An 18,181-nucleotide genomic window follows, 5' to 3' on the forward strand; every position below is an offset into this window, starting at 1 on the left:
CACGCTGTGTGCGCTTTACACCTTGCTCCATCTGACTCTCCGGAAATTCGGGATGGGAGGTGTAAACCTTATTCAGGACGGGACACCGGCCACAAAAAAGCCCGCAGCGATGCGGGCTTTTTTGTGGCCGGTTGAAACCGGCTCCTACGGGGCCTCAGGTCTTGATCTGGCGCTCGTGCATCCGTGCCAGCTGGCGCTCCAGCATCGACGGATACGGCTCCATCAGGCGCTCCACACAGCACGCCCCTTCAGGGCTGGCAATCGGGCGGATGCGGGCACGCTGGCGAATCAGCGCATCATCACTGACCTTGCGCTCCACCAGCAGCAGGTTGCGGCTGTGTTGCGACAACGCCAGGGCATCCTGGGCCTTGTCGGTCAGCAGCAGGTCGATCTGGCTCAGGCCGTGCAGGTCTTCACCCAGCGCCAGGCCCAGCTGCAATTGCAGGGTAATCCCGCTGTCGGCCACTTCCACCTGCAACGCATGTCCCAGGGCACGCAGCAGTTCGCCACAGCAGATGGCGTTGGTCAGGTAGTCCTCGCCGCTTTCCGAGCTGTGGAACAACAGCAGCGTGCTGCCATCGTTGAGTGTGTGCACTTCGCTTTCATACAGCGACGCGGCCTGGTCGAGGCAGTCGCGGTAGCGGTCCAGCAGTTCGGTCAGACGTGCCCGAGGCAGGCGGCGCAGTTGCTCCTGGGAGCCCAGTTGCACCGCCAGCACCGCACTGGCCTGCGGCTCGCGTGGCGCAGTGGGTACTACAGCCTGCGGTGCGGCATCGCTGTCGTCGCGCAGGTCGGCAAACGCCTCGTCGTCGTCTTCATCATGCGCTACTGGCCTGGGCAGCGCCGGCTTGGGCTCCAGCGCCGGCTCGCGCAGGTTGCGCACCTGCAAGGCCGGCTGCGCTTCGTGTTCGTCGTAGTCGTCTTCTTCCTCGGGCTCTGCTTCAGGCTCCGGCGGTGGCGGGGCAAAGCGCGAATGCAGCTGGCGCGCCAGGTCGCCGATCTCGTCCTGGCGGTCGGTGGCCGGGGTGTAGGCATCCAGGTCGCGCAGCCACACCCGCAGTTGCAGCAGCGGCGTCGAAATGAAGCGCCCCAGGCGCAGGCTCAAGGCCAGGGCCAGGGCCAGCAGGATCGCCGCCAGAATGCCCATGCTCTGCAGGCTGATGGTCAGCGGCTGCTGGAACTGGCTCATGTCCAGGCTGATGCGCAGTTGCCCGGCCGTCACGTCCTGGAAGGTGATCTTGGTCTGGTACAGGCCCTCGACCTCGCCCAGCAGGCCGTTTTTCGGGCGCTGGCCGGCTTCGGCGAGGATCCGGTTGTCGACGCTGTAGATGGCGGCATGGGCCACCAGCGGGTTCTTCACCAGGTTGCCGAGCAGCACGTTGAGGCTGAGGATGTCGTTGGACACCAGCAGTTCGGTGGCAGACGTGGCGGTCTGCGTGGTCAGGCTCTGACCCAGGGCGTCGGCCTGCTCGTGCATGGCCTGCTTGAACTGCAGGCCCATGACCCCGGCGTAGATGACCAGCGCCAGCGCTACCAGAAACACGTTGTGGCAGGCGATCCGCAAGGCCAACGGCACACGGCGCTGGCGCAGGGCACGGAAGATCAGCAGGAAGAAATTGTCGGTTTTAACTGGCGTGGGCCGGTTCACAGAGCGCGGCTCTTTATGTCGGAGAAGGTGCTGCGCAGTATAGCGACAGGGCATGGGCCGGCAAAGTATCGACTGCGCCCGATGGTCTGCGAAAGTGGGTAGAATGCGCGTTTTGTCACTGTGTCGGAGCCCGTTTTGCGCGAAATCGTTCTGATTAACATCACCGGCGAGGACCGTCCGGGTCTCACCGCGGCCATTACCGGCGTGCTCGCCCAGGGCGGGGTGAACATCCTCGACATCGGCCAGGCGGTCATCCACGACACGCTGTCGTTCGGCATCCTGGTGGAAATCCCCAGCACCGAGCAGGCCAGCGCCGTGCTCAAGGACATCCTCTTCACCGGGTACAAGCTGGACCAGCAGGTGCGCTTCACCCCGGTTTCCGAGCAGGACTACCAGCAGTGGGTCGACGGCCAGGGCAAGGCCCGCCACATCGTGACCCTGCTGACGCGCAAGGTCACTGCCGAGCAGTTGCAGCGGGTGAGCTCCATCACCGCCCAGTACGGGTTGAACATCGACCATATCGACCGTCTGTCGGGTCGTATCGCGTTGGACACCCCGGCCGACCAGGGCAAGGGCTGCATCGAGTTCTCCGTGCGTGGCGAGCCGGCCGACCCGCAGGCCCTGCGTGCCGAGTTCCTCAGCGTGGCGCAGGAGCTGAACGTCGACATCGCCTTCCAGCAGGACTCGCTGTTCCGCCGCAACCGTCGCCTGGCGGTGTTCGACATGGACTCCACCCTGATCGAGGCCGAGGTCATCGACGAGCTGGCCAAGGCGGCAGGCGTGGGCGAGCAGGTGTCGGAAATCACCGAGCGTGCCATGCGTGGCGAGCTGGATTTTCGTGCCAGCTTCAAGGAACGCCTTGCGCTGCTCAAGGGCCTGGACGTCAACGTGCTGGACGAGATCGGTGCTTCGCTGCGCCTGACCGAGGGCGCCGAGGTGCTGTTCGCCGAGCTCAAGCGCCTGGGCTACAAGACCGCGATCCTGTCGGGTGGCTTCACCTACTTTGCCAAGCAGCTGCAGGCCAAGCTGGGCATCGACTATGTGTTCGCCAACGAGCTGGAAGTGGTGGACGGCAAGGTGACCGGCGTAGCCGTGGAGCCGATTGTCGACGCGCAGCGCAAGGCTGACCTGTTGACCGAGCTGGCACGCAAGGAAGGCTTGCAGATGGAGCAGACGATTGCCGTGGGCGACGGTGCGAACGACCTGCCGATGCTGGCGATTGCCGGCCTGGGCGTGGCGTTCCGGGCCAAGCCGCTGGTCAAGCAGTCGGCCAAGCAGGCGATTTCGACGCTGGGGCTGGATGGGGTGCTGTATCTGCTGGGCTTCAGGGATCGCGACGGTCGCGACTGAGAAAGCGCGGCCGCTGCGCGGGTCAAGCCCGCTCCCACAGGTTTGCCATCGCTCCAGAAGGCCGTGCAGCCCCTGTGGGAGCGGGCTTGACCCGCGATGAGGCCCGACAGCCAGGCACAAAAAAGCCCGCATCGCTGCGGGCTTTTTGTTGGGTCAGGCGTGCTGCGCCGGCAACCCCAGGCATTCGCCCATGTTCACCACCGACCCCGCACCCAGCGATTCGGCCCACTTCACCTGCTCTGGCCCGAACAGCACCACAGCCGTCGAACCCAGCTTGAAGCGGCCCAGCTCGGCGCCTTTTTCCAGGTGGATCGGTGCACGCGCTGCCTCGTCGTAGCGGAAGGTCTTCAGCTCGCGCTTGGGCGGCGTGACCAGCCCGGCCCATACCGTCTCGACCGACGCCACGATCATCGCGCCCACCAGCACCACGGCCATCGGCCCGCGCTCGGTATCGAACAGGCACACCACGCGCTCGTTGCGCGCAAACAGCTCCGGCACGTTTTCGGCGGTGGTCTGGTTGACCGAGAACAGCCGCCCCGGCACGTAGATCATCTCGCGCAGGGTACCGGCCAGCGGCATGTGCACGCGGTGGTAGTCCTTGGGCGACAGGTAGATGGTGGCGAATTCGCCGCCCATGAACGGCGCAGCATTGGCCGGGTCGCCGCCCAGCAGCTCAAGGGCGCTGAAGCTGTGGCCCTTGGCCTGGAAGATGCGGCCATGCTCGATCGGGCCCAGCTGGCTGACAGCGCCGTCGGCCGGGCACAGGATCGCCCCCGGGGTCTGGTCCAGCGGGCGCGCATCCGGCTTGAGCGCGCGGGTGAAGAATGCGTTGAAGTGCTCGTAGGCGGTCAGGTCTTCGACCTGGGCCTGGGACATGTCGACCTGGTAGCGCTTGGCGAACCAGGCGGTGAAGGCGTTCTTGAACCATTTCACGCGGCATTCGGCCACGCAGCCGGCCAGGCGCGACAGCAGGTGGTGGGGCAGCAGGTACTGGCTGATGATGAACAAGCGGGATTTCATTGAATTTCCTTAAACTTCTACAGGCGTGTCGGGGTGGTTGCCCCATTCGCCCCATGAGCCGGCATAGGCCTTGACCCGTGGGTAGCCCAGGTGTTTGGCCACAAGATAGGTGAAGCCGGAGCGGTGGTGGGTCTGGCAGTGGGTAATCACTTCCTTGTCGCGGGTGATGCCCAGCTGCTCGAGGATCTGGGGCATGTCCTTGCGGATGCGCAGGTGATCGTTCTGGTCCATGCCGGCCGTCCACTCGAAGTTGACCGCGCCCGGGACGTGTCCGCCCTTGGCGGCCAGCACTTTCTCACCCCGGTATTCCTGCGGGCTGCGGGCATCCCAGACCGCCAGGTCGGCAGCGCCCAGGCGGCTTTGCAGGTATTCGCGGGTGGCGGTGGGGGCTTCGTGCAGGGTCAGGCTGACGCTGCCGGCAGCGGGCGCGGGCACATCGGTCGAGAGCTCGCCGGTCCAGCCCAGCGCGCCACCGTCGAGGTAGTGGTAGCGGGTATGGCCGATCACATCCAGCAACCAGATGAAGCGCCCGGCCCAGCCGCCGCCTTCGTCGTCATACACCACATACACGGCGTCCGGGTTGTGCCCCAGCTCGCCGAACAGCTTTTCCAGGTCGCCTTGGCTCGGCAGCAGCCCGGGCGCCGGTGGCTGGCCCAGCTGGGTGCGCTTGGGGTCGACGAAGCGCGCACCGGGAATGTGCCCGCTGCCATAGCGTTTCGTGCTGGTCAGGTCGACCAGGATCAGCCCCGGCGCATCCAGGCGGGCTTGCAGGTCGGCGGGTTCAATCACCAGGGGCAAGCCGGAAAAGTCAGTCATCCAGAGTCTCCAGATCGGAACAGAGTGGGCGATTGTAGCGCATGGGTCAGGTGCTGCGGTTGCTGAAGGCGGTGAGGGCGCGCTCGATGCACTGGGCGGTCTTGCCGAACGCCTGCACGCTGATCTCCGAGAACGGGCCGCCGCCCTGGTCGGCCAGCACCACCATCACCACCTTGCCGTTGCTCGACAGCGAGCGCAGCAGCAGGTGCTGGCCACGGAACAGCACGCGCAGGGTGCCGGGCAGCAGGGCACCGAACTGGGCATAGTTGTCCGGGGTCAGGCGCAGTTGTGCCGACTGGGTCAGCAGGCGTTGCAGCAGCTTGCTCTGGGCGAGCGGCACCACCAGGCCGCCGGCCTCGGCGGGCAGCCCGGCGATCTGGTGCACGCGCAGGTGGGTCATGCCCTTGTCGGCCATCAGCATCATCACCCGCTGCATGCCGCAGGCCACCAGGGCATCGCGGGCGTAGGTGGTCAGGTGCATGGCGTTGGTGAACGCACTGGGCTCCACCAGCAGGTCGGCGCAGTACTTGCGCCAGGCCCCCAGCGATTCGGTCGAGGGCACGTCGGCAGGCCGCAGGCGGCGGTGTACGTAGTGCGAGCCGGTCGGCCAGATCAGCGATTCGGCGGGGTGGTAGAGGTCGTCGTCGGCGTGCAGGCGCGCACTGTTGGCGGCCTGCTGGTGCACCTGTTGCTGCACCTCGCTCAGCGGCACCTGCAGGTACAGGCTGGTCAGGCGTTGCCAGCGCTGGCTGTGCGGGCAGTCCCAGGCGTGCTGCGCCGCCAGGGCCAGGCCGTTGGCTAGCAGTACGGTGTTGGCCGGCTGGTTGAGCCAGCGGCGCAGGGCCGGGTCGGCGTCCAGCAGCTGTTGCTGGCGCAGCGGGTTGTCGTGCAGGCGGGCGATGTGCATGACCTTGACCAGCGGGCGGCGTTCTTCGCTGAGCACGTGGTAGCCCTGGGTGACCCAGTTGGGCAGGCGCCAGTAGTCGGCCAGGGCGCGGCACAGCGCCAGCAGGGGTACACCGAACAGTTCGCGCTCCACGCGCAGGGCCGGCTCGCCGCGGTGCACCACGCGCACTTCCCATTCCTCGATCAGCTTGGGGTGCGCCAGGGCCAGGGTCCACAACGGCGAGAGGAACAGCAGGCTGCCCCAGTGGATCTCCTGCCACAGCCGCGCCAGTTGGCTGGCGAACAGGCCGCTGGCCTGCTGGCTGGCATGCAGGCTGATCATCTGCAGGTGGCGCAGGGCCTTGGGGATCTGCGCCGGCGGCGCGGTGGGCAGGCGCAGCAGCAGTTCTTCGGCGCGCTTGAGGCCAAGCCGGTTGAGGGCGATTTCCAGGCTTTCGGCCGGCTCGGCCATGCTGGCGTGGGTATGCCGGTTGGCTTCGCGCATCACGCTGAGCACCAGCGCGGGGCTGTCCTGCATCAGATCGGCGATGTCACGCAGCGAGCGGCGGCTGTCGCCGATGGCGGCTTTTACCCGCTCGTGACTGTCCAGCGGCACCGGCAGTTGCACGCTGTCGAGCAGTTTGATCCAGGCGTCTAGGGTCTTTGGAATTTGAGTTGGCACGTGAGTTCACTAGGCATGCTGGGAGGTGGCCGAACTGGCTTTTCGCCTTGACTGGCTATAGTCTGGCGCAGAACTGCCGATAAGTAGAAGAAGAGTTTTACGAACTTCCGCCCCCGACCCTGACCACGACAGTAAGTGCTTCCAATCTATGGCTAAAATTATCGGCATCATTGTCGTATTCGCGAGCGTGCTTGGCGGATACGTTCTTTCTCACGGCAAGATCGCGGCCCTGATTCAGCCTTTCGAGGTGCTGATCATCGGCGGTGCCGCCTTTGGTGCGTTCCTGCAGGCCAACCCCGGCTACATGACCATGCACGTGATCAAGAAGTCGCTGAGCATGTTCGGCTCGCGCTTCTCGCACACCTTCTATATAGAAGTGCTGGGCCTGATCTACGAGATCCTCAACAAGAGCCGGCGCGAAGGCATGATGGCGATCGAGGGCGATATCGAAGACGCCGCGGCCAGCCCGATCTTCGCCAAGTACCCGGCGGTACTCAAGGATGAGCGCATGACCGCGTACATCTGCGACTACCTGCGCATCATGTCCACCGGCAACATGGCCCCGCACGAGCTCGAAGGCCTGTTCGACATGGAACTGCTGAGCATGAAGGAAGAGCTCGACCACCCGTCCCATGCGGTGACCGGCATCGCCGACGGCATGCCAGGCTTCGGTATCGTGGCGGCGGTACTGGGTATCGTGGTGACCATGGCCTCGCTGGGCGAGGGCGACCAGAAGTCCATCGGCCTGCACGTGGGTGCGGCGCTGGTGGGTACCTTCTTCGGTATTCTGGCGGCCTACGGCTTCTTCGGCCCGCTGGCCACCTCCCTGGCCCACGACGCCAAGGAAGAGGTCAACGTGTACGAGGCGATCAAGGCCGCACTGGTGGCGTCGGCCTCCGGCATGCCGCCATCGCTGGCGGTGGAGTTCGGTCGCAAGGTGCTGTTCCCCAAGCACCGTCCAAGCTTTGCCGAGCTGGAACAAGCAGTTCGCGGTCGCTGATCCATGGAAAACAATCAGCCGATCATCATCAAGCGCGTAAAGCGCTTCGGCGGCGGCCATCACGGCGGCGCCTGGAAAATCGCGTTCGCCGACTTCGCCACGGCGATGATGGCGTTCTTCCTTGTGCTGTGGCTGCTGTCCACCGCCACGCCCGAGCAGAAGATCGCGATTGCCGGCTACTTCAAGGACCCCATCGGGTTCTCCGAGAGTGGCACCCCGTACATCATCGACCTGGGCGGCTCGCCGGAGCTGGCCCCGGAAAAGACCATCAACCCTGAAGTGCAGTCCGAGCCGACGCCTGACACCAGCATCCAGCTGGACAAGGACGCGGTCGAGAGCATGGCCGAGCAGGTCGAGAAAGACCGCTTGAACCTGGTGCTGCAGGAGCTGCAGAACAAGGTCGAAGAGAACCCGCAACTGCAGAAGTTCAAGGACCAGATCCTGTTCGAGATCACCCAGGACGGCCTGCGCATCCAGATCATGGACGCCGAGAACCGGCCGATGTTCGACCTGGGCAGTGCGCGCCTGCAGCCGTACTTCGAGGACATCCTGCTGGCGATGGCCGACACCATCAAGGCGGTGCCGAACAAGATCAGCATCAGCGGCCACACCGATGCCAAGCCCTACGCCGGCACCGGTGATTACGGCAACTGGGAGCTGTCGGCCAACCGTGCCAACGCGGCGCGTCGGGCGCTGGTGGCCGGTGGCTATCCGGATGCCCAGGTGGCGCGGGTGGTGGGGTATGCATCGTCGTCGCTGTTCGACCGCGAGAACCCGCTCAACCCGGTGAACCGTCGTATCGACATCATCGTGCTGACCAAGAAGGCCCAGCGCACCATCGAAGGCGAACAGACCTCGCCGACGCCGCCGGACGCAGCCCAGCCGGGCGCGGCACCTGCGCCGGGCGCTGCGGCACCGACGCCCGAGCCCGAGCCGATGCAGCCGCGTGAACTGCGCGAGAAGCTGAACATCTTCGAGGATGGCGTGTTGAAGATGGACGAGCCCAACAAGCCGCAGTGAGCCGGCAGCCGACAACGCCCGCATGGAGTGATCCGTGCGGGCGTTGTGCTGTGTGGGGTTCGGCATTTCAGTAGCCGCGACCGATGCTGGCCTTGAGCTCGGCCTGGAAGTGCTGGGCATTGCAGCGATTGTCGCCGGGTGCGACCTGCGTGGGCAGGTTGAGGGCACGGCCAAGGGTGTGTTCCAGGCGGTACGCGCTGACGAACAGGTCCAGGTCGGTGGCTTGCGCCATGGCCGGCAGTTCGCCCAGGTAGGTGGGGCTGGCCGGCTCGCCCAGCTGGAACGTGGCGACCCGTCGGTCGGCCAGCGCTGCGGCGCCCAGGGCGAAGGGCACCCACCAGGCGCCGCAGGTGTTGCCCGACACCAGCACGATCAGGTGGGTGCAGCCGTGCAGGCTGCGGCTGATGAGGGTGGTGAGGGTGCAGGCATCGTCGGCCTGGGGGTCGATGGCCTCCAGGCAGGTGGCGAGGCCCTCGAGGCGCAGGTGCTCGCCGATGGCCATGGCGGCGGCCAGGTCGTTGCGGCAGTAGAGGAGTGAGACTGGCATCCGGAGGTCCCTGGTGGGCGCAAATCTGGTGCGGGATACCTTTGATGATTACGACGCGTGGTGCAAGGCGTGGGATTGAATCAGGAGGTGGACTACATGCCTGGGTGAAAAGGCCTACAAATGTGTTGCGACAACTGACGCCTTCGCCGGCGAGGCCGGCTCCTACAGGTGTCCGCGTAAGGCGAATCTTCGGAATTTCCCTATTCCCTGTAGGCCCCTTCCCAATCATACTTTTGCCGCTTTCCCGCCATTGCGGTGGTCACGGTAGCGCTCTAGTCTGCGTCCCGTCGTTGGTGTTCAACGACCGGTTTTGACAGGCCGTATTTATCGTGGGCATGCGCAGCCTTTATGGCGACTGTGCGTGGGGCACATTCGTGTGCGCCGAGTCCCGGTGATCGGTCTGTCAACCCGCGTACAGTTGCCACCCATTTGTTTGACAGCAGATGTGGGCGACTCCACCACCGGAGGTCCCATGTTGAAAATCGTCCCCGATCCACCCCAATACGCCAATCTGCCCCTCGAAGACATCCTCTCGTGCACAGATCGCGAGCGCTGCGCGCTCGTTCGCCGGCAAGGCCGGCTCCTACAACGGCTCGCAGTACCTGTAGGAGCCGGCCTTGCCGGCGAAGACGCCCGTAGAGCCAATTAAGAAAGTCGTCGGGAGATAACAGATGGAAAACAGCTCAGTCTTCAAGACACTAGGCGTCGGCACTTTCGGCGAAGGCGAGGGCGGCCCCACCGCCGAGCGCCTGTTTCGCGTGCAAGCCGGCCACAACGCCGACTTCGCGCTGGAACAATCGGCCCTGCTGCTCAGTTGCGCCTACAAGCTCACCTTGCAAGCCGGCATCGAGCCGGATGGCACGCTTGTCTGGGCGGCACATTACCTGAGCGGCATGTCCAAGGCCCTGGTCGAGGATGTGGCGCACGCGATGTTCATCGAACAAACGCCTGCGCCATGACCGTCAGTAGCTGTCCTGCGGCAGGCTGGCAATGATCGAGCGATAGCTGTTCATGCGCTGCTGCTGCACGCGCCCGTCTTCCAGCGCCTTGAGCAGCGCACAGCCCGGCTCGCGGTCGTGCTTGCAGTCGCGGAAGCGGCAGGTGCCGATCAGGTCGTTGAACTCGATGAAGCCGGCCTCCACGTCCGCCCGGCTCACGTGCCCCAGGCCGAACTCGCGAATGCCCGGCGAGTCGATCAGCTCACCGCCACCCGGGAAGTGGTACAGCCGCGCGGTGGTGGTGGTGTGCTGGCCCTGGCCCGACCACTCCGACAGCTCGCCTACGCGGGTGTCGACATCGGGCAGCAGGCTGTTGACCAGCGACGACTTGCCCACCCCGGACTGGCCGACGAACACGCTGATGTGCCCATCGAGCAAGGTCTGCAACTGCTGCATGCCGTCGCCATGGTGCGCCGACACTTCCAGCAGCGGGTAACCCAGCTGACGGTACACCGCCAGCAGCGCATTCAGCGCCGGGGCGTTCTGCTCGTCGATCAGGTCGGCCTTGTTCAGCAGCAGCAGCGGGCGGATACCGGCATGCTCGGCGGCCACCAGGTAACGGTCGATCAGGTTGGCATGCGGCTCGGGGGCCGGGGCGAACACGATCACGATCAGGTCGACGTTGGCCGCCACCGGCTTGAGCTGGCCACGGCTGTCGGGGCGGCACAACTCGGTGCTGCGCGGCATCTGCGCCACGATCACGCCGATACCCTGGTTGCCAGCGCGCCATACCACCTTGTCACCAGTGACCAGCGCCGGCAGGTTGGCGCGCAGGTGGCAACGGAACACCTGGCCGGCCACGTCGCCGTCCTGTGCTTCGACTTCTACCTGCACGCCGAAGTGTGCAATCACCAGGCCCAGTTGTTCAGGCCCCAGGTCGCCGCCTTCGAGGGTGTCCAGCGTGTGCTGTTCGCGTTTGGCAGCGCGGGCGGCGCGCTCACCCTGGATTTTTTCGATGCGCCAGTTCTGGCGGCGATTGAGCTGGCGTTTGGCCATGTAGGTCTCGTTTCGTCAAGCAAAGCATGTGAGGGTGCAACGGCGTCGAGTCTAGCACGCTCCACTAGGCTAAACTGCGCGCCTACCGAGGAGCAGAATCATGCAGAACCCACAGAACCTGATCTGGATCGATCTGGAAATGACCGGCCTGGATCCGGACAGCGACGTCATCATCGAGATGGCCACCATCGTCACCGACAGTGACCTGAACACCCTGGCCGAAGGTCCGGTGATCGCCATCCACCACAGTGACGAGGTGCTGGCGCGCATGGACGAGTGGAACACCCGTACCCACGGCAACTCCGGCCTGACCCAGCGCGTGCGCGAGAGCAAGGTGAGCATGGCCGAGGCCGAGGCCGAGACGATCCGCTTCCTGGAGCAGTGGGTGCCCAAGGGCAAGTCGCCGATCTGCGGCAACAGCATCTGCCAGGACCGTCGCTTCCTGTACCGGCACATGCGCGAGCTGGAGAATTTCTTCCACTACCGCAACCTGGACGTGTCCACCCTCAAGGAGCTGGCCGCACGCTGGGCTCCCGAGGTGCGCGACAGCTTCAAGAAGGGTGGCACGCACCTGGCGCTGGACGATATTCGCGAATCCATCGCCGAGCTGCGCCACTACCGCGAGCACTTCATCAAGTTCTGACCCGCACTGCGCCAACAATCGTTGGCGCGCCCCCTTTTGGTGCCTGGGGCAACTGGGTAGACTGCGCGCCTCTTTGCACGGACCTGCGCCATCATGCTGTTGATGCTCTATTTGATCGCCATTACCGCCGAAGCCATGACCGGGGCGCTGTCGGCCGGGCGGCGCGGCATGGACTGGTTCGGCGTGGTGCTGATCGCCTGCGTCACGGCCCTGGGCGGAGGCTCGGTGCGCGACGTGCTGCTGGGCCACTACCCGCTGACCTGGGTGAAGCACCCGGAGTACCTGGTGCTGACCAGCGTGGCGGCCTTGATCACCATTTTCATCGCGCCGCTGATGCGCCACCTGCGTTCGCTGTTTCTGGTGCTCGATGCGCTGGGGCTGGTGGCGTTCACCCTGATTGGCTGCATGACCGCGCTGGAAATGGGCCAGGGCATGCTGGTGGCGTCGATCAGCGGGGTGATCACCGGCGTGTTTGGCGGCATCCTGCGGGATATCTTCTGCAACGACATTCCGCTGATCTTCCGGCGTGAGCTGTATGCCAGCGTGTCGTTTCTGGCGGCGTGGTTCTACCTGGGGTGCGTGTACTTCAAGGTGCCGGGGGAGCAGGCGATTCTGCTGACGTTGTTTGGCGGGTTGCTGCTCAGGCTGCTGGCGATACGGTTTCGCTGGGAAATGCCGAAGTTCCAGTACAACGACGAGCATTGAGGGCCTGTTCGCCAGCAAGGCTGGCTCCTACAGACGGCACCGGCCTGTGTAGGAGCCGGCCTTGCCGGCGAAGGCCGCACCGCCTGCCTAGAGGCGTGCCTGATGCTGACGCAGCGCCCACTCCACATGCTCCCTCACCAGCTCCGACGGATACTCCCGCCGCGCCTGGAGCGCCTCCAGCACCGGTATGGTCGAGGGCGCATTGCCCAGCCCCACCGCCAGGTTGCGCAACCAGCGCTCATACCCCGCCCGGCGCAGCGGCGAGCCTTCGGTGCTGGCCAGAAACGTCTCTTCATCCCACATGAACAGCTCCGCCAGCCCGGCATTGTCCAGCCCGTGGCGCGGCTTGAAATCCGCTTCGCCGGTGGGCCGGGCAAAGCGGTTCCACGGGCACACGATCTGGCAATCGTCACAGCCGAACACCCGGTTGCCGATCAGCGGCCGCAGCTCTTCGGGGATCGCGCTCTTCAGTTCGATGGTCAGGTACGAAATGCAGCGCCGCGCATCCAGCACATACGGCCCCACGAAGGCCTGGGTGGGGCAGATGTCCAGGCATGCACTGCACCGCCCGCAATGCTCGGTGGCCTGCGCCTCGTCCACCGGTAGCGGCAGGTCGACGAACAGTTCGCTGAGGAAGAAGTAGCTGCCCGCCTTGCGGTTGAGCAACAAGGTGTTCTTGCCGATCCAGCCCAGCCCGGCCTGTTCGGCGATGGCCTTTTCCAGCACCGGCGCGCTGTCGACGAAGGCGCGGAAGCCGAACGGCCCGATGTCTTTCTGGATGCGCTCGGCCAGGTGCTGTACGCGCTTGCGGACCAGCTTGTGGTAGTCGCGCCCCAGTGCATAGCGCGAGATGTAGGCCTTTTCGGGCTGGGCGAGCATCTGCGCCATCTGCGTGTCGCCCGGCAGGTAGTCCATGCGCAGCGACACCACGCGCAAGGTGCCCGGCACCAGCTCGTCGGGGTGCGAGCGTTTGCTGCCATGGGCGCCCATGTACTCCATCTCGCCGTGATAGCCCTCGGCCAGCCAGCGTTCCAGGTGTTTTTCGTGTTCGCCCAGCTCCACACCGGCAATGCCGACGTGCGCAAAGCCCAGTTCACGGCCCCAATCCTTGATCGATTGGGCGAGGGCGGGTAGATCGAGGGGGGAAGCAGACATGCGAAATAGGGCAACGATGACTCAGGTGCGTATAATTCTGCCAGACATCGGAGCCGAACGACGCATGCCTCAGACCAAACACCCTGCAAATCAGCCATTGGTGCTCACCAGCGTCACCCTGGCGAGCCTCGCGCCGCGTTCGAATGCCGCGCACAAGGGCGACTTCGGCCATGTGCTGGTGGTCGGTGGCGACCGTGGCACGGGCGGTGCGGTGCTGCTCAGTGCCGAGGCGGCGCTGCGCTGCGGCGCCGGCCTGGTGTCACTGGCCACCCGCAGCGAGCAGCTGCCCGCCGCGCTGGCCCGCCTGCCCGAGGTGATGAGCCTGGGCGTGCATTCGGCAAACCAGTTGATGGCGCCGATTGAACGCGCCACCGTACTGGTGGTCGGACCCGGACTGGGGCAGGCCGCCTGGGGGCGCAGCCTGCTCTCGGCGGTGGTGCCGGCCAGGCACGCCCAGGTGTGGGATGCCGATGCGCTGAACTTGCTGGCGCAAGCACCCTTGCCGCTGGCGGCGGGCAGCATCATTACCCCGCATCCGGGGGAGGCGGCGCGCCTGCTGGGGATTTCCACCGAAGCGGTGCAGGCCGATCGCTCCTGGGCGGCGCTCAAGCTGGCGCGCAAGTACGCGGCGGTGTGTGTGCTTAAAGGCGCCGGAACGCTGGTGGCCGACCCGGCCGGGCAATTGGCACTGTGCCAGCGCGGTCACCCGGCCATGGCCGGTGCCGGCCTGGGCGATGTGCTCAGCGGCGTGCTGGGTGCGCTGCTGGCCCAGGGCATGCCGGCCTGGGACGCCGCCTGCCTGGGGGTGTGGCTGCACGCCTGTGCCGGCGAGCGCCTGGGCGTGCAAGGTCGCGGGCTGGCGGCCAGCGACCTGATACCGGTCATTCGTCAAGTTCTGGAGGAGCATTCAGCGTGTCAGGTGTAACCCTGTTTATGGCCGACGAAGCGGCCATGGGTGCGTTCGGCGCCCGTATCGCCCAGGTGACCAAGGGTCACGGCGTGATTTTCCTCGAGGGTGACCTGGGGGCCGGCAAGACCACCTTGTCACGGGGCATCATCCGTGGTCTGGGACACACCGGCGCGGTGAAAAGTCCTACCTTCACCGTGGTTGAGCCCTACGAGATTGGCGATATTCGTGCCTTCCATTTCGACCTGTATCGCCTGGTCGATCCGGAGGAGCTGGAGTTCATGGGCATTCGCGACTACTTCGAAGACGACGCCCTGTGCCTGTTCGAGTGGCCCCAGAAGGGGGCGGGCATTTTGCCAAAGCCCGACCTGACCATTACCATAAGCCCCCAGGCGGACGGGCGTTCGCTGAACCTGTTGCCGCAGGGCTCTCGCGGTGAAGCCTGGTGTGCCGCTCTGGCCTTGGAAATCAATTAGAAAATGGGGATAGGTATGCGCTTTCGCGCACTGTTTGGCGTTGTAGGACTGCTGCTGGCGGCAGTAACCGTCGATGCCTTCGCGATCACGCAAGTCAAGAGTGTCCGTTTATGGCGTGCGCCGGACAACACACGCCTGGTGTTCGACCTGTCCGGCCCGGTGCAGCACAGTGTGTTCACCCTGACGGCCCCGGATCGCCTGGTGATCGACATCAATGGCGCAACCCTGGGTGCGCCTTTGAACGTGTCCACCTCCAATACCCCGATCACCAGCGTGCGCTCGGCGCAGCGCACCCCTACCGACCTTCGCGTGGTCATCGACCTGAAAAAGTCGGTGACACCCAAAAGCTTCACCCTGGCGCCCAACGCCCAGTACGGCAACCGTCTGGTGGTCGACCTGTTCGATCAGGAATCCGACGCCACGCCACCCACCCCGACCCCGTCGGTGGCCACCACGCCGGCCGTGCCGGTGACCCCCACGCAGCCGGCGATCAAGCTGACCCCGGTGCCCAGCGGCAAGCGTGACATCGTGATTGCCATCGACGCCGGTCACGGCGGCGAAGACCCGGGTGCGTCCGGCTCGCGTGGCCAGCATGAGAAAGACATCGTGCTGGCCATCGCCAAGGAACTGCAGCGCCAGATCAACAGCGAGAAGGGCTTTCGCGCCGAGCTGACGCGTACCGGCGACTACTTCATCCCGCTGCGCAAGCGTACCGAGATTGCGCGCAAGAAGGGCGCCGACCTGTTCATCTCGATCCACGCCGACGCCGCGCCGTCCAAGGCGGCCTTCGGTGCCTCGGTGTTCGCCCTGTCCGACCGTGGCGCCACGTCCGAGACGGCGCGCTGGCTGGCCGACAGCGAAAACCGCTCCGACCTGATCGGTGGTGCCGGCAACGTCAGCCTCGACGACAAGGACCGCATGCTTGCTGGCGTGCTGCTCGACCTGTCGATGACCGCCTCGCTCAGCTCCAGCCTCAACGTGGGGCAGAAGGTGCTGGGCAATATCGGCCGGGTCACGCCGCTGCACAAGCGCCGCGTGGAACAGGCCGGGTTCATGGTGCTCAAGTCGCCGGACATCCCGTCGATCCTGGTGGAAACCGGGTTCATCTCCAACGCCAACGAGGCCTCCAAGCTGGCCACTGCCAGCCATCAGCAGGCCCTGGCGCGCTCGATCCACAGTGGCGTGCGCCAGTTCTTCCAGCAGAACCCGCCGCCGGGCACCTACATCGCCTTCCTGCGTGACAGCGGCAAGATCGCCCAGGGCCCGCGCGAGCACACCGTGCGTCCGGGCGAGACCCTGGCCATGATCGCCGTGCGCTACCAGGTCAGCGTGGCCAGCCTGCGCAGCACCAACGGCCTGAAAACCGATGAGCTGAAAGTTGGCCAGAACCTCGACGTACCGGCCACCACGCTGGCTGGCCAGCCATGAGCAGCGGCGCTCGCATCGAGCTGCTCAGCCCGCGGCTTGCCAACCAGATCGCCGCAGGCGAGGTGGTCGAACGCCCGGCCTCGGTGATCAAGGAGCTGCTGGAAAACAGCCTCGACTCCGGCGCCCGGCGCATCGATGTCGAGGTGGAGCAGGGCGGGGTCAAGCTGCTGCGGGTGCGCGATGATGGCAGCGGTATCGCTGCCGACGACCTGCCGTTGTCCCTGGCGCGGCACGCCACCAGCAAGATCCGCGACCTGGAAGACCTCGAGCGGGTAATGAGCCTGGGCTTTCGCGGCGAGGCACTGGCGTCGATCAGCTCGGTCGCGCGCCTGACCCTGACCTCGCGCACCCGCGACGCCGACCAGGCCTGGCAGGTTGAAACCGAAGGCCGCGACATGTCCCCGCGGGTGCAGCCGGCAGCGCATCCGGTGGGTACCTCGGTCGAGGTGCGCGACCTGTTCTTCAATACTCCGGCCCGGCGCAAGTTCCTCAAGACCGAAAAAACCGAATTCGACCATCTGCAGGAAGTCATCCGGCGCCTGGCGCTGGCGCGCTTCGACGTGGCCTTCCATTTGCGCCACAACGGCAAGAGCGTCCTCAGCCTGCATGAAGCCCATGACGACACGGCCCGCGCACGGCGCGTGGCCTCGATCTGCGGCCCGGGCTTTCTGGAGCAGGCGCTGCCGATCGAGGTGGAGCGCAACGGCCTGCATCTGTGGGGCTGGGTCGGCCTGCCGACCTTCTCGCGCAGCCAGGCCGACCTGCAATACTTCTTCGTCAACGGCCGTGCCGTGCGCGACAAGCTGGTCGCCCACGCGGTGCGCCAGGCCTACCGCGACGTGCTGTTCAATGGTCGGCACCCGACCTTCGTGCTGTTTCTGGAGGTCGACCCCACCGGCGTGGACGTGAACGTGCACCCCACCAAGCACGAGGTGCGCTTTCGTGACGGGCGCATGGTGCACGACTTCCTGTACGGCACCCTGCACCGGGCGCTGGCCGATGTGCGCCCGCAGGATCACCAGCCGGGCGCAGCCGCTGCCCCCGAGGTGGAGCGCCCCAGTGGCCTGCAGGCCGGCGAGTTCGGCCCCCAGGGCGAGATGCGCCTGGCCGCCAACCTGCTCGAACAGCCCCCGGCGCAGCCGATGCTGAACACGGCAGGTAGCGCCGCGGGCAGTGGCTCGGGCGCCGGCTACCAGTACCAGTACACCCCGCGTCCGGCCCAGGCATTGCCCGCGGCCGAGGCCCAGGGGGTGTATCGCGAATTCTTCGCCCCGCTGCCCGGCAGCGAGCCGGCCAACCTGCCCCAGGGCCAGGGCGATATTCCGCCGCTGGGCTATGCGCTGGCGCAGCTCAAGGGCATCTATATTCTTGCCGAGAACGCCCAGGGCCTGGTGCTGGTGGACATGCATGCGGCCCACGAGCGGATCATGTACGAGCGGCTCAAGGTGGCCATGGCCAGCGAGGGCCTGAGCGGCCAGCCGCTGCTGGTGCCCGAGTCCCTGGCCCTGAGCCAGCGCGAAGCCGATTGCGCAGAAGAACACGCGGCGTGGTTCCAGCGCCTGGGCTTCGAACTGCAGCGCCTGGGCCCGGAAAGCCTGGCGATCCGGCAGATCCCTGCGTTGCTCAAGCAGGCCGAGGCCAATCGCCTGGTGCAGGACGTGCTGGCCGACCTGATGGAATACGGCACCAGCGACCGTATCCAGGCACACCTGAACGAGCTGCTCGGCACCATGGCCTGTCATGGCGCGATTCGCGCCAACCGGCGCCTGGCCCTGCCGGAAATGAACGGCCTGCTGCGCGACATGGAAAACACCGAGCGCAGCGGTCAATGCAACCATGGCCGACCGACCTGGACCCAGATGGGCCTGGACGATCTGGACAAACTGTTCCTGCGCGGTCGCTGAT

The 18,181-nt window shown here is 65.7% G+C and carries 17 protein-coding genes; 10 read left to right on the forward strand and 7 right to left on the reverse strand.

Going from position 1 to position 18,181, the window contains the following annotated elements:
* Positions 1-154 precede the first annotated feature (154 nt).
* Positions 155-1,648, reverse strand: a complete 1,494-nt coding sequence (locus NJH59_RS24780) for a histidine kinase (protein ID WP_253087437.1) — start codon at positions 1,646-1,648, stop codon at positions 155-157.
* 135 nt (positions 1,649-1,783) lie between these two features.
* Here NJH59_RS24780 and serB point away from each other — a divergent pair, with 135 nt between their 5' ends.
* Positions 1,784-2,998 (forward strand): phosphoserine phosphatase SerB, encoded by a 1,215-nt coding sequence (gene serB / locus NJH59_RS24785; protein WP_043863552.1) that lies wholly within the window; start codon positions 1,784-1,786, stop codon positions 2,996-2,998.
* 153 nt (positions 2,999-3,151) lie between these two features.
* Here serB and asd read toward each other — a convergent pair whose 3' ends face one another.
* Genes asd through NJH59_RS24800 form a run of 3 tightly spaced genes read right to left on the reverse strand, consistent with a single transcriptional unit; the run spans position 3,152 to position 6,401 of the window.
* Positions 3,152-4,018 (reverse strand): archaetidylserine decarboxylase, encoded by an 867-nt coding sequence (gene asd / locus NJH59_RS24790; RefSeq protein WP_043863551.1) that lies wholly within the window; start codon positions 4,016-4,018, stop codon positions 3,152-3,154.
* Between the two features lie 9 nt (positions 4,019-4,027).
* Positions 4,028-4,834: a rhodanese-like domain-containing protein gene (locus NJH59_RS24795; RefSeq protein WP_043863550.1), complete on the reverse strand. Its 807-nt coding sequence runs from the start codon at positions 4,832-4,834 to the stop codon at positions 4,028-4,030.
* Between the two features lie 46 nt (positions 4,835-4,880).
* The gene (locus NJH59_RS24800; RefSeq protein ID WP_253087438.1) at positions 4,881-6,401 is read right to left on the reverse strand and encodes an HDOD domain-containing protein; all 1,521 of its coding nucleotides are present in this window, start codon (positions 6,399-6,401) and stop codon (positions 4,881-4,883) included.
* Between the two features lie 148 nt (positions 6,402-6,549).
* Between NJH59_RS24800 and motA the strand changes: the two genes are divergently transcribed.
* Together motA and motB are read left to right on the forward strand one after the other, a co-directional pair.
* Positions 6,550-7,401 carry a flagellar motor stator protein MotA gene (gene motA, locus NJH59_RS24805; protein ID WP_043863548.1) on the forward strand — a complete coding sequence of 284 codons (852 nt, stop codon included), beginning with the start codon at positions 6,550-6,552 and terminating at the stop codon, positions 7,399-7,401.
* A 3-nt stretch (positions 7,402-7,404) separates the two neighbouring features.
* On the forward strand, positions 7,405-8,421 hold the full coding sequence (gene motB / locus NJH59_RS24810; RefSeq protein ID WP_043863547.1) for a flagellar motor protein MotB: 1,017 nt from the start codon (positions 7,405-7,407) through the stop codon (positions 8,419-8,421).
* A 67-nt stretch (positions 8,422-8,488) separates the two neighbouring features.
* Here motB and NJH59_RS24815 read toward each other — a convergent pair whose 3' ends face one another.
* Positions 8,489-8,968, reverse strand: coding sequence for a toll/interleukin-1 receptor domain-containing protein (locus NJH59_RS24815; protein ID WP_253087439.1), 480 nt, complete (start codon positions 8,966-8,968; stop codon positions 8,489-8,491).
* Positions 8,969-9,639: 671 nt separating this feature from the next.
* Here NJH59_RS24815 and NJH59_RS24820 point away from each other — a divergent pair.
* Positions 9,640-9,927, forward strand: coding sequence for a DUF3077 domain-containing protein (locus NJH59_RS24820; RefSeq protein WP_043863545.1), 288 nt, complete (start codon positions 9,640-9,642; stop codon positions 9,925-9,927).
* A 3-nt stretch (positions 9,928-9,930) separates the two neighbouring features.
* Here NJH59_RS24820 and rsgA read toward each other — a convergent pair whose 3' ends face one another.
* A complete protein-coding gene (gene rsgA, locus NJH59_RS24825) occupies positions 9,931-10,962 on the reverse strand; it encodes a small ribosomal subunit biogenesis GTPase RsgA (protein ID WP_043863544.1) in 1,032 nt (343 codons plus the stop codon).
* A gap of 100 nt (positions 10,963-11,062) precedes the next feature.
* Between rsgA and orn the strand changes: the two genes are divergently transcribed.
* Positions 11,063-11,605, forward strand: a complete 543-nt coding sequence (gene orn, locus NJH59_RS24830) for an oligoribonuclease (protein WP_043863543.1) — start codon at positions 11,063-11,065, stop codon at positions 11,603-11,605.
* 90 nt (positions 11,606-11,695) lie between these two features.
* Positions 11,696-12,310: a trimeric intracellular cation channel family protein gene (locus NJH59_RS24835; protein WP_173925102.1), complete on the forward strand. Its 615-nt coding sequence runs from the start codon at positions 11,696-11,698 to the stop codon at positions 12,308-12,310.
* A gap of 87 nt (positions 12,311-12,397) precedes the next feature.
* Here NJH59_RS24835 and queG read toward each other — a convergent pair whose 3' ends face one another.
* A complete protein-coding gene (gene queG / locus NJH59_RS24840; RefSeq protein ID WP_043863541.1) occupies positions 12,398-13,465 on the reverse strand; it encodes a tRNA epoxyqueuosine(34) reductase QueG in 1,068 nt (355 codons plus the stop codon).
* Positions 13,466-13,529: 64 nt separating this feature from the next.
* Here queG and NJH59_RS24845 point away from each other — a divergent pair, with 64 nt between their 5' ends.
* Genes NJH59_RS24845 through mutL form a run of 4 tightly spaced genes read left to right on the forward strand, consistent with a single transcriptional unit; the run spans position 13,530 to position 18,180 of the window.
* Positions 13,530-14,390, forward strand: coding sequence for an NAD(P)H-hydrate dehydratase (locus NJH59_RS24845; RefSeq protein WP_058541594.1), 861 nt, complete (start codon positions 13,530-13,532; stop codon positions 14,388-14,390).
* Positions 14,378-14,848 (forward strand): tRNA (adenosine(37)-N6)-threonylcarbamoyltransferase complex ATPase subunit type 1 TsaE, encoded by a 471-nt coding sequence (gene tsaE / locus NJH59_RS24850; RefSeq protein WP_088514716.1) that lies wholly within the window; start codon positions 14,378-14,380, stop codon positions 14,846-14,848. The genes NJH59_RS24845 and tsaE overlap by 13 nt, the downstream gene beginning before the upstream one ends.
* Before the next feature lie 3 nt (positions 14,849-14,851).
* Positions 14,852-16,276 (forward strand): N-acetylmuramoyl-L-alanine amidase, encoded by a 1,425-nt coding sequence (locus NJH59_RS24855; RefSeq protein ID WP_196932996.1) that lies wholly within the window; start codon positions 14,852-14,854, stop codon positions 16,274-16,276.
* Complete coding sequence (gene mutL, locus NJH59_RS24860; RefSeq protein WP_043863537.1) at positions 16,273-18,180, forward strand: DNA mismatch repair endonuclease MutL; 1,908 nt, start codon at positions 16,273-16,275, stop codon at positions 18,178-18,180. The genes NJH59_RS24855 and mutL overlap by 4 nt, the downstream gene beginning before the upstream one ends.
* Position 18,181 lies beyond the last annotated feature (1 nt).

Source organism: Pseudomonas sp. VE 267-6A (assembly GCF_024126555.1).
Taxonomy (GTDB): Bacteria; Pseudomonadota; Gammaproteobacteria; order Pseudomonadales; family Pseudomonadaceae; genus Aquipseudomonas; species Aquipseudomonas palmensis.